The sequence below is a fragment of the Spirillospora sp. NPDC048824 genome (genome assembly GCF_043198455.1).
Classification (GTDB): Bacteria; Actinomycetota; Actinomycetes; order Streptosporangiales; family Streptosporangiaceae; genus Spirillospora.
The window spans coordinates 98,354-110,350 of the sequence record NZ_JBICUS010000004.1 but is presented as its reverse complement, the minus strand read 5'-3'; the positions used below and the strand labels follow the sequence as shown (position 1 = coordinate 110,350).

General features: G+C 72.4%; 15 protein-coding genes. 7 read left to right on the top strand and 8 right to left on the bottom strand.

Annotated features, from left to right (window positions below; translation table 11 throughout):
- Positions 1–46: 46 nt before the first annotated feature.
- The 3 genes from ACGFIS_RS09555 to ACGFIS_RS09545 form a co-directional block, all read right to left on the bottom strand.
- Positions 47–1,168 (bottom strand): D-alanine--D-alanine ligase family protein, encoded by a 1,122-nt coding sequence (locus ACGFIS_RS09555; protein WP_392901681.1) that lies wholly within the window; start codon positions 1,166–1,168, stop codon positions 47–49.
- A gap of 76 nt (positions 1,169–1,244) precedes the next feature.
- The gene (locus tag ACGFIS_RS09550; protein ID WP_392902837.1) at positions 1,245–2,234 is read right to left on the bottom strand and encodes an NAD(P)H-dependent glycerol-3-phosphate dehydrogenase; all 990 of its coding nucleotides are present in this window, start codon (positions 2,232–2,234) and stop codon (positions 1,245–1,247) included.
- A gap of 17 nt (positions 2,235–2,251) precedes the next feature.
- The gene (locus tag ACGFIS_RS09545) at positions 2,252–3,085 is read right to left on the bottom strand and encodes a lysophospholipid acyltransferase family protein (protein WP_392901679.1); all 834 of its coding nucleotides are present in this window, start codon (positions 3,083–3,085) and stop codon (positions 2,252–2,254) included.
- Between the two features lie 111 nt (positions 3,086–3,196).
- Between ACGFIS_RS09545 and cofC the strand changes: the two genes are divergently transcribed.
- Together cofC and ACGFIS_RS09535 are read left to right on the top strand one after the other, a co-directional pair.
- The gene (cofC, locus tag ACGFIS_RS09540) at positions 3,197–3,886 is read left to right on the top strand and encodes a 2-phospho-L-lactate guanylyltransferase (protein WP_392901677.1); all 690 of its coding nucleotides are present in this window, start codon (positions 3,197–3,199) and stop codon (positions 3,884–3,886) included.
- Positions 3,887–4,016: 130 nt separating this feature from the next.
- Positions 4,017–4,223, top strand: a complete 207-nt coding sequence (locus ACGFIS_RS09535) for a cold-shock protein (RefSeq protein WP_392901675.1) — start codon at positions 4,017–4,019, stop codon at positions 4,221–4,223.
- 63 nt (positions 4,224–4,286) lie between these two features.
- Here the strand turns inward: ACGFIS_RS09535 and ACGFIS_RS09530 are convergent, their stop codons facing one another.
- The 4 genes from ACGFIS_RS09530 to leuC all read right to left on the bottom strand — a co-directional run bounded on the left by ACGFIS_RS09530 (position 4,287) and on the right by leuC (position 7,188).
- Positions 4,287–4,565, bottom strand: coding sequence for an HU family DNA-binding protein (locus tag ACGFIS_RS09530; RefSeq protein ID WP_026403810.1), 279 nt, complete (start codon positions 4,563–4,565; stop codon positions 4,287–4,289).
- A 158-nt stretch (positions 4,566–4,723) separates the two neighbouring features.
- A complete protein-coding gene (locus ACGFIS_RS09525; protein ID WP_392901673.1) occupies positions 4,724–4,963 on the bottom strand; it encodes a hypothetical protein in 240 nt (79 codons plus the stop codon).
- 128 nt (positions 4,964–5,091) lie between these two features.
- The gene (gene leuD / locus ACGFIS_RS09520) at positions 5,092–5,679 is read right to left on the bottom strand and encodes a 3-isopropylmalate dehydratase small subunit (RefSeq protein ID WP_392901671.1); all 588 of its coding nucleotides are present in this window, start codon (positions 5,677–5,679) and stop codon (positions 5,092–5,094) included.
- A 9-nt stretch (positions 5,680–5,688) separates the two neighbouring features.
- The gene (gene leuC, locus ACGFIS_RS09515; RefSeq protein ID WP_392901669.1) at positions 5,689–7,188 is read right to left on the bottom strand and encodes a 3-isopropylmalate dehydratase large subunit; all 1,500 of its coding nucleotides are present in this window, start codon (positions 7,186–7,188) and stop codon (positions 5,689–5,691) included.
- Positions 7,189–7,315: 127 nt separating this feature from the next.
- Between leuC and ACGFIS_RS09510 the strand changes: the two genes are divergently transcribed.
- From ACGFIS_RS09510 to ACGFIS_RS09495, 4 genes are all read left to right on the top strand, one after another.
- A complete protein-coding gene (locus ACGFIS_RS09510) occupies positions 7,316–8,035 on the top strand; it encodes an IclR family transcriptional regulator (protein ID WP_358463973.1) in 720 nt (239 codons plus the stop codon).
- Positions 8,036–8,057: 22 nt separating this feature from the next.
- Positions 8,058–8,747, top strand: coding sequence for a glycoside hydrolase family 3 N-terminal domain-containing protein (locus ACGFIS_RS09505; RefSeq protein WP_392901666.1), 690 nt, complete (start codon positions 8,058–8,060; stop codon positions 8,745–8,747).
- A 60-nt stretch (positions 8,748–8,807) separates the two neighbouring features.
- The gene (locus ACGFIS_RS09500; protein ID WP_392901664.1) at positions 8,808–9,437 is read left to right on the top strand and encodes a MerR family transcriptional regulator; all 630 of its coding nucleotides are present in this window, start codon (positions 8,808–8,810) and stop codon (positions 9,435–9,437) included.
- 132 nt (positions 9,438–9,569) lie between these two features.
- Positions 9,570–9,968 carry a RidA family protein gene (locus tag ACGFIS_RS09495; RefSeq protein ID WP_392901662.1) on the top strand — a complete coding sequence of 133 codons (399 nt, stop codon included), beginning with the start codon at positions 9,570–9,572 and terminating at the stop codon, positions 9,966–9,968.
- On the opposite strand, the gene ACGFIS_RS09490 is transcribed toward ACGFIS_RS09495, so the two are convergent.
- Positions 9,933–10,916 (bottom strand): LysR family transcriptional regulator, encoded by a 984-nt coding sequence (locus tag ACGFIS_RS09490; protein WP_392901660.1) that lies wholly within the window; start codon positions 10,914–10,916, stop codon positions 9,933–9,935. The genes ACGFIS_RS09495 and ACGFIS_RS09490 overlap by 36 nt on opposite strands.
- 38 nt (positions 10,917–10,954) lie before the next feature.
- Here ACGFIS_RS09490 and ACGFIS_RS09485 point away from each other — a divergent pair, with 38 nt between their 5' ends.
- Complete coding sequence (locus ACGFIS_RS09485) at positions 10,955–11,770, top strand: S-adenosyl-l-methionine hydroxide adenosyltransferase family protein (RefSeq protein WP_392901658.1); 816 nt, start codon at positions 10,955–10,957, stop codon at positions 11,768–11,770.
- Positions 11,771–11,997 lie beyond the last annotated feature (227 nt).

Below are 11,997 nucleotides of genomic sequence, written 5' to 3'. Positions count from 1 at the left end.
GGCCGGTGGGTCAGCGCAGGTCGGTGGGTCAGCGCAGGTCGGAGGGTCAGCGCAGGTCGGTGGAACGCTTGACGGCGGTCTGGATGAGCCGGTCGACCAGCGCCGGGTAGTCCAGCCCGGTCGCCGCCCACATCTGCGGGAACGCCGATGCCGGGGTGAAGCCCGGCATGGTGTTGATCTCGTTGAGGATCCAGCGGCCGTCCGGCGTGTGGAAGAAGTCGACGCGGGCGAGGCCCTCGCAGTCGAGGGCGTCGAACGCCTGCACGGCGATGCGGCGGACCTCCTCGATCTGCGCGGCCGGCAGCCCCGGCGGGATCGCCATGCTGGTGGCCCCGTCGAGGTACTTGGTCTCGAAGTCGTAGAAGTCGTGCTCGCCCGCCATCAGCACCTCGGCGGGCAGGCTCGCCTCGGCCGGGCCGTCGTCCATGCCCTGCAGGACGCCGCACTCGATCTCGCGGCCCTCGACCGCGGCCTCCACGATGACCTTCGGGTCGTGCTCGCGGGCCGCCTCGACCGCGGCCTCCAGGCCGGCCTCGTCGGTGACGCGGGTGATGCCCATGCTCGACCCGGCCCGGGCCGGCTTGACGAAGACCGGTGTGCCGTCCGCGAGGCCCAGCTCCTTGATCTCGTCGATCTTGCCTTTGCGTTCGCGCCGCCACTCCCGGTCGCCGACCAGGACGTACGGGCCGACGGGCAGGCCGCGCGCCTGCCAGACGAGCTTCATGAACCCCTTGTCCATGCCGACGGCGCTGGCCAGCACCCCAGCGCCGACATAGCGGATGCCGGCGAGGTCCAGCAGCCCCTGGATGGTGCCGTCCTCCCCGAAGGGGCCGTGCAGCAGCGGAAGCACCACGTCGACGTCGCCGAGCGTCTCCGGGATCTGCCCCGGCCGGACGACCATCAGGCCGCGGCCGTCGGGGTCGAACGGCAGCGCGAGGACGCCGCCGCTCCCGGTCACCTCCGGCAGCCGGCCGTCCTCGATCGAGAGCCGCAGGTCTCCGGGCGCCAGCACCCAGCGCCCGTCGCGGGCGATGCCGATCGGCACCACGTCGTACCGGTCCCGGTCGATCGCGGCCATCACGGCCCCCGCGGTGACGCAGGAGATCGCGTGCTCGGAGCTGCGTCCGCCGAAGACGACGGCCACGCGGATCTTTGAAACCTGGGACATGACGTCCGACCCTATCGGTGATCAGCCCGGGTCGGCCACGAGCGATCCGGGCGCGGCGATCCCGCCGGCGCGGCCGTCACAGCCCGTACCGCTCGGGCTTGGGGGAACGGGAGATCAGCGAGATGGCCGCCTCCTTGATCGGCATGCCGTGGTGCAGGACGGCGGTGACCGCCTCCGTGATCGGCATCTCCACGTTGTGCTTGCCGGCCAGCTCCATCACCGCCTCCGACGACTTGACGCCCTCGGCGGTCTGCTTGGTGACGGCGATGACCTGCTCCAGCGTCATGCCGCGGCCGAGGTTCTCGCCGAACGTCCGGTTGCGCGACAGCGGCGACATGCACGTCCCGACGAGGTCGCCCATCCCGGCGAGCCCGGCGAAGGTGTGCTCGTCCGCGCCCAGCGCCGCGCCCAGCCGGGCGATCTCGGCGAGGCCGCGGGTCATCAGCAGCGCCTGCGTGCTGGCGCCGAACCCCAGCCCGACGGCCATGCCCACGCACAGCGCGACGATGTTCTTCACCGCGCCGCCCAGCTCGCAGCCGACGACGTCGGTGGAGGTGTAGACCCGGAAGTACGGCGTCATCGTGGCGGCCTGGAGGCGCAGCGCGGCGCCCTCGTCCGCGCAGGCCGCGACCGCCGCACCGGGTTCCCCGCCCGCGACCTCGCGGGCCAGGTTCGGGCCGCAGAACACCCCGACCCGCTCCGCGGGGACGTTCGCGACCTCGCCGATGACCTCCGACATCCGCCGCGACGTGCCGATCTCGACGCCCTTCATCAGGCTGACGAGGACCGCGTCCGGCGGCAGGAGCGGCACCCAGGCGCCGAGGTTCTGCCGGAGGGTCTGCGCCGGGACGGCCAGCGCCACGAAGTCCGCGCCCGCCAGGGCCTCCGCCGGGTCGAGGGTCGCGCGGACCCCCTCGGGCAGCGTGACGCCGGGCAGGTAGTCGGGGTTCTCGTGCCTCTCGTTGACCGCCTCGACGACCTCGGGGCGCCGCCCCCACAGGACGACCTCGCCGCCCGCGTCGTTCAGCAGCTTGGTGAACGTCGTCCCCCAGGACCCGGCCCCCATCACCGCGGTGCGCAATGTCACGAGCCGGCCGCCTTCGGGTCGCCGGTGCCCGGCCGCGCCGTCTCGGGCAGCGGGGGCCTGAACGCCTCGGCGGCCGCCCTTCGCCGCTCCTCCAGCACCTTGTGGTGGTCGTAGCGTTCCTTGGGCGGCTCCTGGCCGCGCAGTTCGCCGAGCAGCCCGCTGATCGCCGCCATGATGTCGTCGGTGGCGGCCCGCAGCGTCTCCTTGGTGAGCGGCAGCCCCGCGTACTCCGACAGGTCGACGGGCGGCCCCGCGACCACCCTCATCGTCTTGCGCGGGAGCGGGTGCAGGCCCCGCTTCAGGCTCCCCGCGAGCCCCTTCTGCTCGCCCTTCTTGTACGGCATCAGCTCGTGCGCCCCCCAGGTCGCCACCGGGACGACCTCGGCGCCCGTCTTCAGCGCCATCCGCGCCACCCCGGTCTGCCCGGTCATCGGCCACAGCTCGGGGTCGCGGGTGCAGCTGCCCTCCGGATAGAACATCAGGCACTCGCCGTCCACCAGAGCCTTCTCGGCGTCCTTCAGGACCTCGGCCGCGTCGGCGCTGTCGCGGTACACCGGGATCTGGCCGGTGCCGCGCAGCACGTTGCGGACGAAGCGCACGTCGAAGAGCGTCGACTTCGCCAGGTACACGGGATAGCGGCCCGACTCGTACACGAAGTGGGCGAGGGCGAGGGGATCGGCCTCGGAGATGTGGTTCGCGGCGATGATGACGCCGCCCTCCCCCGGCACGTTGCCCCGGCCGCGCCAGTCACGCTTGACCAGCCCGCAAAGCAGCGGGCGCAGGATGACGATCGTGAGCTTCCGCCACCCGGGCGAATACCCGTGGCTCATGCCCGCCTCCTCCTCACTCCGTCCCCCAGGCGAACGCGGGGTGTCCCATCCCCGAACGAACGCGGGGTGTGCCCAAGTGTCGCGGGTGCGTGCGCATAGTGTCGAGTCGCCATGTCTACCGCAGAGTTCTCCCAGTGGTCGCTCGTCGTACCGGTGAAGGTGCTGGCGCGGGCCAAGACCCGCATGTCCGCGGCGGCGGGCCGGCATCGCGAGTCGCTCGCGCTCGCGGTGGCGACCGACACGGTCGCCGCGGCGCTGCGCTGCGACCGGGTTCGCACTGTGATCGTTGTCACCGACGATCCTCTCCCGGCCGCCGATCTGGCCGCCCTCGGCGCCCTGGTGGTGCCCGACGTGCCGGACGCCGGGCTGAACCCGGCTCTCGTCCACGGCGCGGGCCGCGGCCGCGCACTCGCCCCCGGCAGCGGCATTGGCGCACTGTCAGCCGATTTGCCCGCTTTGCGACCTCTTGAACTTGCGCGCGTCCTCGACGCCGCCGGCCGGGCGCCCGAGGCGTTCGTCCCGGACGCCGCCGGCATCGGCACCACCCTGTACACCGCCCGCCCCGGCGTCCCGTTCTCGCCCGCCTTCGGCGCCGACTCCCGCGCCGCCCACCGCGCCCGCGGCGCCCGCGAGCTCCTCCTGCCCGGCACCGACAGCGTCCGCCGCGACGTCGACACCCCCGACGACCTCCGCGCCGCCCTCGCCCTGGGCACCGGCCCTCGCACTGCGTCCATTGGCGCCGCCCTCGGCATCCGTCGCCTGGGGGCGCCGGATGCCGAGGCCAACGCCTGCGATCGCTAGCATCGCTTCGACTCGCCTAGCGGCTCGCTGCGCGATCAGGTTCTCGCAAGCTCGAACCTGGCTTCGCACGCGATCGCGATGGTCCCCGTTGATGCGGGGCTGAGCCGTCCGCCGAGGCTAGAGTTCGGATATGCAGGGGACGGTGAAGGATTTCGACGCTTCGACCCGGTCCGGGAGCGTGCTGCTCGATGACGGGACGGAACTGCCGTTCGACGGGGAGGCGTTCACGGCGGGCGGGCTGCGGCTGCTGCGGCTCGGGCAGCGGGTCAACCTCGCGATGGACGGCGACCGGATCACCGTGGTGACCCTGTCGACGTTTCCGCTGCCGTCGCCCTGAGGCCTCGCGCACACCAGCGCCCGGGACCGTCTTGGCACGGTCCCGGGCGCTGGTGCGATGCGGCTACTTCTTTCCGGCCACCAGGTTCTTGAAGTCCGCGCCGGCCTTGAATTTCGGAACGGACGTCGCGGGAACCTCGATGGTCTTGCCCGTTGCCGGGTTCCGGGCCGTACGGGCAGGCCGGTCGGCCTTCTCGAACGAACCGAACCCGGTGATCGCGACCTTGTCGCCCTTGGCGACCGCGGTCTGGATCGCCTCCAGGATGGCGTCGACGGCCTCGGCTGCGGCCTTCTTGCTGCCCAGCCGGTCAGAGATCGCGTCGACCAGCTCACGCTTGTTCATGGGTTACTCCTCTAGTTCCCCCCTTGCCCGAACGAAACTAAGGGACCCTCAGCATGGACACAATCACCTGCACGCACGAGTTGGCGTGTCGCTGGCGTTTTTGTCGCACTCGCCCCTGTCTCGCCGGGTGACCGGACCGGATCCGGCCACTGCGCACGCTAACCGACGTCGGGCGTCTCTTGGAAATCGGCGAGGAACGTCTCCAGCCTGCGGGCGGCCAGTCCGGCGTCCCGTTTCGCCAGATCGGTGATCGCCAGCAGGTGCCGGATGAGCCGCTGCCGGTCCTCGGGGGGCAGCGGCGCGACGGCCCGGTGAGCGTCACGCAACTGCCGCGCGAGCAGGGTCAACGCAGGGTCGTCCCACTCGGGTCCACTCCACGGGACCGCGCTCAATTTCATGCCCCCAAAGGTCGGACGGGTATGCGCACCAAGGGAATTCTCCCCCGCCGCCACCCACGACCGTCCACCCGGGGGCACAAAAGGCCCGGCTCGCCGTCCGCGGACGGCGAGCCGGGCCTCGAGACGCGCTACAGCGTCACCGGCAGCCAGGGGGTGCGGTCCGACTCGAAGTCGTTGATGGCGTCGGCGTGGCGGAGGGTGAGGCCGATGTCGTCCAGGCCCTCCATGAGCCGCCAGCGGGTGTAGTCGTCGATCTCGAACGAGGCGGTCCGGCCGTCCCAGCGGACTTCGCGGTTCTCCAGGTCGACGGTGATCTCCAGGGTCGGGTCCTTCTCGATGCGGCCCTGGAGGTCCTCGACCTGCTCGCCGGTGAGGATGACGGGCAGCAGCCCCATCTTGGTGGAGTTGTTGCGGAAAATGTCGCCGAAGCGCGGCGCGATGACGACGCGGAAGCCGTACTGCTGCAGCGCCCAGACGGCGTGCTCGCGGGACGAGCCGGTGCCGAAGTCGGGCCCGGCGACCAGGATGCCCGCGCCGTCGTACCGCGGCTGGTTCAGGACGAACTCCGGGTCCTCGCGCCAGCCGGAGAACAGGCCCTTCTCGAAGCCGGTGCGGCTGACCTGCTTCAGCCAGACGGCCGGGATGATCTGGTCGGTGTCGACGTTGCTGCGGCGCAGCGGGACCGCGCGGCCGGTGTAGGTGGTGAACGCTTCCATCGTGGTTCCTTACAGGTCGGCGTCGTTCTGGGGGGACGACCCCCCAGGCCCCCCGGCGGCTTCGCCGAGGTCATTGGGGGCGGTGAGGCGGCCGGTGACGGCGGTGGCGGCGGCGACGGCGGGCGACACCAGGTGGGTGCGGCCGCCGGGGCCCTGCCGGCCCTCGAAGTTGCGGTTGGACGTGGAGGCGCTGCGCTCGCCGGGCGTGAGCTTGTCGGGGTTCATCGCCAGGCACATCGAGCAGCCGGCCTCGCGCCATTCGGCGCCGGACGCGGAGATGACCTCGTCCAGGCCCTCCTCCTCGGCCTGCTTCTTGACCTTCATGGAGCCGGGGACGACCAGCATGCGGACGCCGCCGGCGACCTTGCGGCCCTTGAGGACGCCCGCGACGGCGCGCAGGTCCTCGATGCGGCCGTTGGTGCAGGAGCCGACGAAGACGGTGTCGACCTCGATGTCGCGCAGCGGCGTCCCGGCGGTCAGGCCCATGTACTCCAGGGCGCGCTCGGCGGACTGGCGCCGGGCCGGGTCGTCGTAGGACGCGGGGTCGGGCACGGAGTCGCCGAGCGGGAGGCCCTGGCCCGGGTTGGTGCCCCAGGTGACGAACGGGGTCAGCTCGGAGGCGTCGATCACGACCTCCTTGTCGAAGACCGCGTCGTCGTCGGTGCGCAGCGACGTCCAGTACTCGACGGCCTTGTCCCAGTCGTCGCCGCTTCCGTTCTGGGGGGACGACCCCCCAGACCCCCCGGCAACAGCGTTGGAGGGGGCGTGGGGACGGCCCTTGAGGTATTCGAACGTGGTCGCGTCGGGCGCGATCATCCCGGCGCGGGCGCCGGCCTCGATGGACATGTTGCAGACCGTCATGCGGCCTTCCATCGACAGCGACCGGACGGCCTCGCCGCGGTACTCGATGATGTGGCCCTGGCCGCCGCCGGTGCCGATCCGCGCGATGATCGCGAGGATGAGGTCCTTAGCGGTGACGCCCTCGGGCAGCGCGCCTTCGACGGTCACGGCCATCGTCTTCGGCTTGATCTGCGGCAGCGTCTGGGTGGCGAGGACGTGTTCGACCTCGCTGGTGCCGATGCCGAAGGCGAGGGCGCCGAACGCGCCGTGCGTGGAGGTGTGCGAGTCGCCGCACACGACGGTCATGCCGGGCTGGGTCAGGCCGAGCTGCGGGCCGATGACGTGGACGATGCCCTGCCCGTCGTCGCCCATCGGATGCAGCCGGATCCCGAAGTCGGAGCAGTTCTTGCGCAGCGTCTCGACCTGGGTGCGCGACACCGGGTCGGCGATGGGCTTCAGCAGGTCCGTCGTCGGGACGTTGTGGTCCTCGGTGGCGATCGTCAGGTCGGGGCGCCGGACGGGGCGGCCGGCCATCCGCAGCCCGTCGAACGCCTGCGGGCTGGTGACCTCGTGGACGAGGTGCAGGTCGATGTAGAGCAGGTCCGGCTCACCCTCGGCGCGCCGTACGACGTGCGCGTCGTAGACCTTTTCGGCCAGTGTTCGGCCCATCACTCCCACCTCACCTGTAATGATCGTCGGCGCCGGTGCCGATCGCAGGGGCGCCGTGGTCCCGGTCACCTCGTGGTCCCGGTCACCTTGACTTGCATCTCAAATTCCGAGACGTCAATATCAAGACATGGACAACTCTAGCGGAGTCGGCGTACTTGACAAAGCCGTTCTTGTTCTGAACGCGCTGGAGGCGGGCCCGGCCTCGCTCGCGCAACTCGTCCAGACGACCGGGCTGGCCCGCCCCACGGCGCACCGCCTGGCCGTCGCACTGGAGCACCACCGTCTCGTCCACCGTGACACGCAGGGACGTTTCATCCTCGGGCCGAGGCTCGCCGAGCTCGCGGTCGCGGCGGGCGAGGACCGCCTCCTCGCGATCGCCCAACCCATTCTCGCCCACCTGCGCGACCTCACCGGCGAGAGCGCCTCGCTGTTCCGCCGCCAGGGCGACGTCCGGGTCTGCGTGGCCGCCGCCGAGCGCACCAGCGGCCTGCGCGACACCATCCCGGTCGGCGCCGCGCTCCCGATGACGGCGGGTTCTGCCGCACAGATCCTGCTCGCCTGGGAGGAGCCCGACCGGCTGCACCGGGGGCTGCGCAACGCCAAGTTCGAGGCCGCCACGCTGGCGTCCGTCCGCCGCCGGGGCTGGGCGCAGAGCGTCGGGGAGCGCGAGCAGGGCGTCGGCTCGGTGTCCGCCCCGATCCGCGGCGCGGGCGGCCGGGTGATCGCCGCCGTGTCGGTGTCCGGTCCGCTCGAACGCCTCAGCCGCTCCCCCGGCCGGCTGCACGCTCCCCCGGTCGCCGCGGCGGCCGAGAAGATCTCCGAGGGAATGCGCCGCACCGCGTCCTGACCCCACCTCGAGGAGGCGCCCGATGACCATCGACGAAGCCGGACTGCGCGGGAGACTCGGGCGGCTCACGCTTGAGGAGAAGGTCCACCTGCTCACCGGGGACGGGTTCTGGACGCTGCGTCCCATCCCCGAGATCGGGCTGAGGCGGATCGTCATGTCGGACGGGCCGAGCGGCGTCCGCGGCACCACATGGGACGAGCGCGACACGAGCCTGCTGTTCCCGAGCGCCACCGCCCTCGCCGCGACCTGGGACCCCGCGCTCGCCGAGCGGATCGGGCGGCTGAACGGCGCCCAGGCGCGCGACAAGGGCGTGCACGTCCAGCTCGCCCCCACGATCAACCTGCACCGGACGCCGTTCGGCGGGCGTCATTTCGAGAACTACTCCGAAGACCCGCTGCTCACCGCCCGCATCGGCGCCGCGTTCGTGAGGGGCGTCCAGTCGGCGGGGGTCGCGGCGACGGTGAAGCACTTCGTGGGCAACGACTCCGAGACCGCCCGGATGTCCTACGACGCGCGCATCGGCGGCGAGGCGCTCGACGAGCTGTACCTGCGCCCGTTCGAGGAGGCGGTGAAGGCGGGCGCGTGGGCGGGCTTCGCCGTCGCCGAGGCCGCACCTGGTGAGGCGGTGACGGTCCGCATCCGGCTGGACGAGCGTCTGCGCACGGCGGCCGGCGTCCTGGAAATCACCGCAACTCGGACAGACATTGGATAGTGCCGGTATCTGATCGGGCCACCCGGATAGCGTTGAACGTCCGGTCGAGGGGGTGCGGCGGTGCAGATCTCCGAGCTCAGTGATCGCAGTGGCCTGACGGTCCAGACGATCAAGTTCTACATCCGGGAGGGCCTGCTCCCGAAGGGCGCGGCGGTGAGCACGACCCGGTCGGAGTACGGCGCGCGCCACCTGGAGCGGCTGCGGCTGATCAACGCGCTGCGGGAGGTCGGCGACCTGCCGGTCTCGGCGATCCAGCAGATCATCGCGGCGATCGAGGACGAGCGCGTCAGCCTGCACGAGCTGTTCGGCACCACGCAGTACGCCATCGGCCCGCACGTGGCGGCGCCGCACGACCCGCACTGGCGCGCCGCACGCGAGGACGTGAACGCCCTCGTGCGCGAACTCGGCTGGAACGTCGGCGAGCGCGCCCCCGCCCGTGATCTTCTCGCACACACGTTCGTGGCGCTGCGCCGCCTCGGCTTCCCGATCACGCTGAAGGACCTGCGGCCGTACGTGAAGGCCGCGACCGAGGTCGCCGACCACGAGATCGGCAGGGTCCCCGAGGGGACGTCGCGCGCCCGGACGGTCCATTCGCTGCTGGTCTCGACCGTCCTGTACGAACAGGTCCTGGCGGCCCTGCACCGGCTGGCCCAGGAGGACGCCTCGTCCCGCCGCTTCGACCGGAACTGACTCCGGCAGGACGAGCCATGCCTGCTGCGCATGGCCACTCTGCCGAACCTTCGCTGGTGACATGGCCGCCGGGCGCCTAGCGTCGAGCACGCCCACGTGATCACACCCGCAGACCGCACCAGGAGGTCCTCCATGCGCGTCACGCTCGGCAATCCCGCGACGGTTCCCCCGCCGCCGAACCCGGCCTACTCCCACACCGCCCATGTGACCCAGGGCCCGATGCTGTACGTGTCGGGGCAGATCGCCCTCGACGAGAACGGCAAGGTGGACGCGCCGGGCGACATGACCCGCCAGTCGGAGGTGGTCTTCTCGCTGCTGGAGCGGATCCTCGCCGCCCACGGCGCGGGCTTCCCGGACGTCGTCAACATCCGGTCGTTCCTCACCGACCTCGACCTCCGCAGGGAGTACGGGGCCGTCCGCGCGCGGTACTTCACGGGGGCCCCTCCGACGAGCACGACCGTCGAGGTCTCCCGCCTGTTCCACCCCGACGCCCTCCTAGAGGTGGAGATCGTCGCCGCCGTCCCCCGTTAGCTCTCCGGCCACGTCGCGGAGGTCCGCCAGGAACGCGGTGACGGGCGGGGATCTGCGTGCGTGGCGTCCGACCGCCGCGTAGACCGACCGGCGCGGGCGGCCGGACGCCACCGCGCGCAGGACGACGCCGTCCCGCGACGCCGCCATCGCGGCCAGGGCGGGGACGAGCGTCACGCCGAACCCCTCCGCGACCAGGCCGAGCTTGGAGATCCACTCGGCGACCCGCAGCGGCGTCTGCGGGACGAACCCGGCGGCCTCGCAGCGGACGCGCAGGGCGGCGATGGCATCGGGGTCGTCGGCCACGATCCACGGTTCGTCGGCGAGGTCGCCGAGTGCGATGCGGCGGCGGGCGGCGAGCCGGTGGCCGCTCGGCAGCGCGACGAGCAGGGCGTCGTCGGCCAGCATCGTCCACTCGCCCCCACCCGCCGCCGACGGAGGGCGGGCTTCGCCCGTCCGGCCGGACCCGGCGGGGATCGACGGGAGCTTGTGCGTGCTGACCACGGCGATGTCGAGGTCGCCGGCCTCCAGCATCGGCAGCAGCCGTTCGGTCGTCCCCTCGCGCAGCACCGGCCGGACGCCCGGATGGCGGGCCCGGAACCGGGCGAGCGCGCGGGGCACGAGAGCGGCGTTCGCGGTGGGGAACGCGCCGAGCCGCAGCGTCCCGGTGTCGAGGCGGCGCAGGCCGTCGAGCGCGCGGGCGGTGTCGGCGAGCCGGTCGAGGAGACCGCGCGCGTGCGGCAGCAGGTACTCCCCGGCCGGGGTCGGGCGGACGCCCCGGGCGCCGCGCGCGAACAGTTCCACTCCGCAGACGTCCTCCAGCGCCGCGATCTGCCGGGACACCGCCGACTGGGTGTAGCCCCCGGCGGCCGCGGCGGCGGTGAACGAGCCGAGGTCGGCGACGGCGACGAAGGTCCGCAGCAGGAGGGGGTCGAGGGCTTCGGCGCGCACGACCGAAGCATACGAGGGCCGCCCGGTAGGCTCGCCGCATGCCGGAGAGCCGCCCGTTCGTCAGCCTGGCGACCGACTTCGGCGCCGCCTACACCGCGATCTGCGCGGGGGTCGTCTACACGATCGCGCCGGCGGCGAACGTGCTCGTGCTCAGCGACGAGATCACCCCGTTCGGCGTCCGTGAGGGCGCGATGCTGCTCCGCCAGGCGCTCCCGTACCTTCCGGCCGGCGTCCATGTGGGGATCGTCGACCCGGGTGTCGGCACACCGCGCCGCCCGGTCGCGATCGAGACGGGGCGCGGGGACGTGCTGGTCGGCCCGGACAACGGCCTGCTGGTCCCCGCCGCCGCGGAACTCGGCGGGGTCGTCCGGGCGCATGCCCTGGAGAACCCGGCGTACCGGCTGCCCGCCGTGTCGGCCTCGTTCCACGGGCGGGACATCTTCTCCCCCGCCGCCGGGCACCTGTCCTGCGGCGCCGACGTCGCCGATCTCGGGTCTCCGGTCGAGCCGGTGCCGCTGGACGTCCCGTCCCCGGTGGTGCGCGACGGGGAGCTGGCGGTGCCGGTGCTCTACACCGACCGTTTCGGGAGCCTGATCCTGGGCGGCGGGCCGGAGGACCTGACGGCCGCGTTCGGCTCGGTCCCGTACGGGACGCCCCTGGACGTCGCTTGGACCGTTCCGGCCCCCGGTTCCGCACGGGTCACGTTCGAGGAGACCTTCGGCGGCGTCGCCCCCGGCGATCCCCTTCTCTGGGTCGACTCGTCCGGCGGGCTCGGCCTGGCGGTCAACCAGGGGTCGGCCACCGAGGCGCTCGGGCTCGCGGGCGCGCAGGCCGTCACACTTCGCCGCCCGTAGGAGACCGAGACCTGCTTCCGAGGTACCGGACCGCCCGTGATCATCACCGGCGGCGTCATCATGGGCGCCGGCGTGGCGAGCATGCACTACACCGGACACCGGCATGACCGCGATGAAGATTGACGCCACCGGCCGGCGGTACGCCCCTTAGGCGGTCTCAGGGTCGTCCCCTACGCCCGGGGCGGTAGCGGGAGCGGGGAGCGGTGGGCGGCGCGCCGTAGATCGGG

Excerpts from the sequence above, each read along its gene's own strand:
- ACGFIS_RS09510 (WP_358463973.1), top strand. The coding sequence starts at position 7,316 with ATGGACAACTCTAGCGGAGTCGGCGTACTTGACAAAGCCGTTCTTGTT.
- ACGFIS_RS09495 (WP_392901662.1), top strand. The coding sequence starts at position 9,570 with ATGCGCGTCACGCTCGGCAATCCCGCGACGGTTCCCCCGCCGCCGAAC.
- leuD (WP_392901671.1), bottom strand. The coding sequence starts at position 5,679 with ATGGAAGCGTTCACCACCTACACCGGCCGCGCGGTCCCGCTGCGCCGC.
- ACGFIS_RS09505 (WP_392901666.1), top strand. The coding sequence starts at position 8,058 with ATGACCATCGACGAAGCCGGACTGCGCGGGAGACTCGGGCGGCTCACG.
- ACGFIS_RS09525 (WP_392901673.1), bottom strand. The coding sequence starts at position 4,963 with ATGAAATTGAGCGCGGTCCCGTGGAGTGGACCCGAGTGGGACGACCCT.
- ACGFIS_RS09550 (WP_392902837.1), bottom strand. The coding sequence starts at position 2,234 with ATGGGGGCCGGGTCCTGGGGGACGACGTTCACCAAGCTGCTGAACGAC.
- ACGFIS_RS09545 (WP_392901679.1), bottom strand. The coding sequence starts at position 3,085 with ATGAGCCACGGGTATTCGCCCGGGTGGCGGAAGCTCACGATCGTCATC.
- ACGFIS_RS09530 (WP_026403810.1), bottom strand. The coding sequence starts at position 4,565 with ATGAACAAGCGTGAGCTGGTCGACGCGATCTCTGACCGGCTGGGCAGC.
- ACGFIS_RS09535 (WP_392901675.1), top strand. The coding sequence starts at position 4,017 with ATGCAGGGGACGGTGAAGGATTTCGACGCTTCGACCCGGTCCGGGAGC.
- ACGFIS_RS09485 (WP_392901658.1), top strand. The coding sequence starts at position 10,955 with ATGCCGGAGAGCCGCCCGTTCGTCAGCCTGGCGACCGACTTCGGCGCC.
- ACGFIS_RS09555 (WP_392901681.1), bottom strand. The coding sequence starts at position 1,168 with ATGTCCCAGGTTTCAAAGATCCGCGTGGCCGTCGTCTTCGGCGGACGC.
- leuC (WP_392901669.1), bottom strand. The coding sequence starts at position 7,188 with ATGGGCCGAACACTGGCCGAAAAGGTCTACGACGCGCACGTCGTACGG.
- cofC (WP_392901677.1), top strand. The coding sequence starts at position 3,197 with ATGTCTACCGCAGAGTTCTCCCAGTGGTCGCTCGTCGTACCGGTGAAG.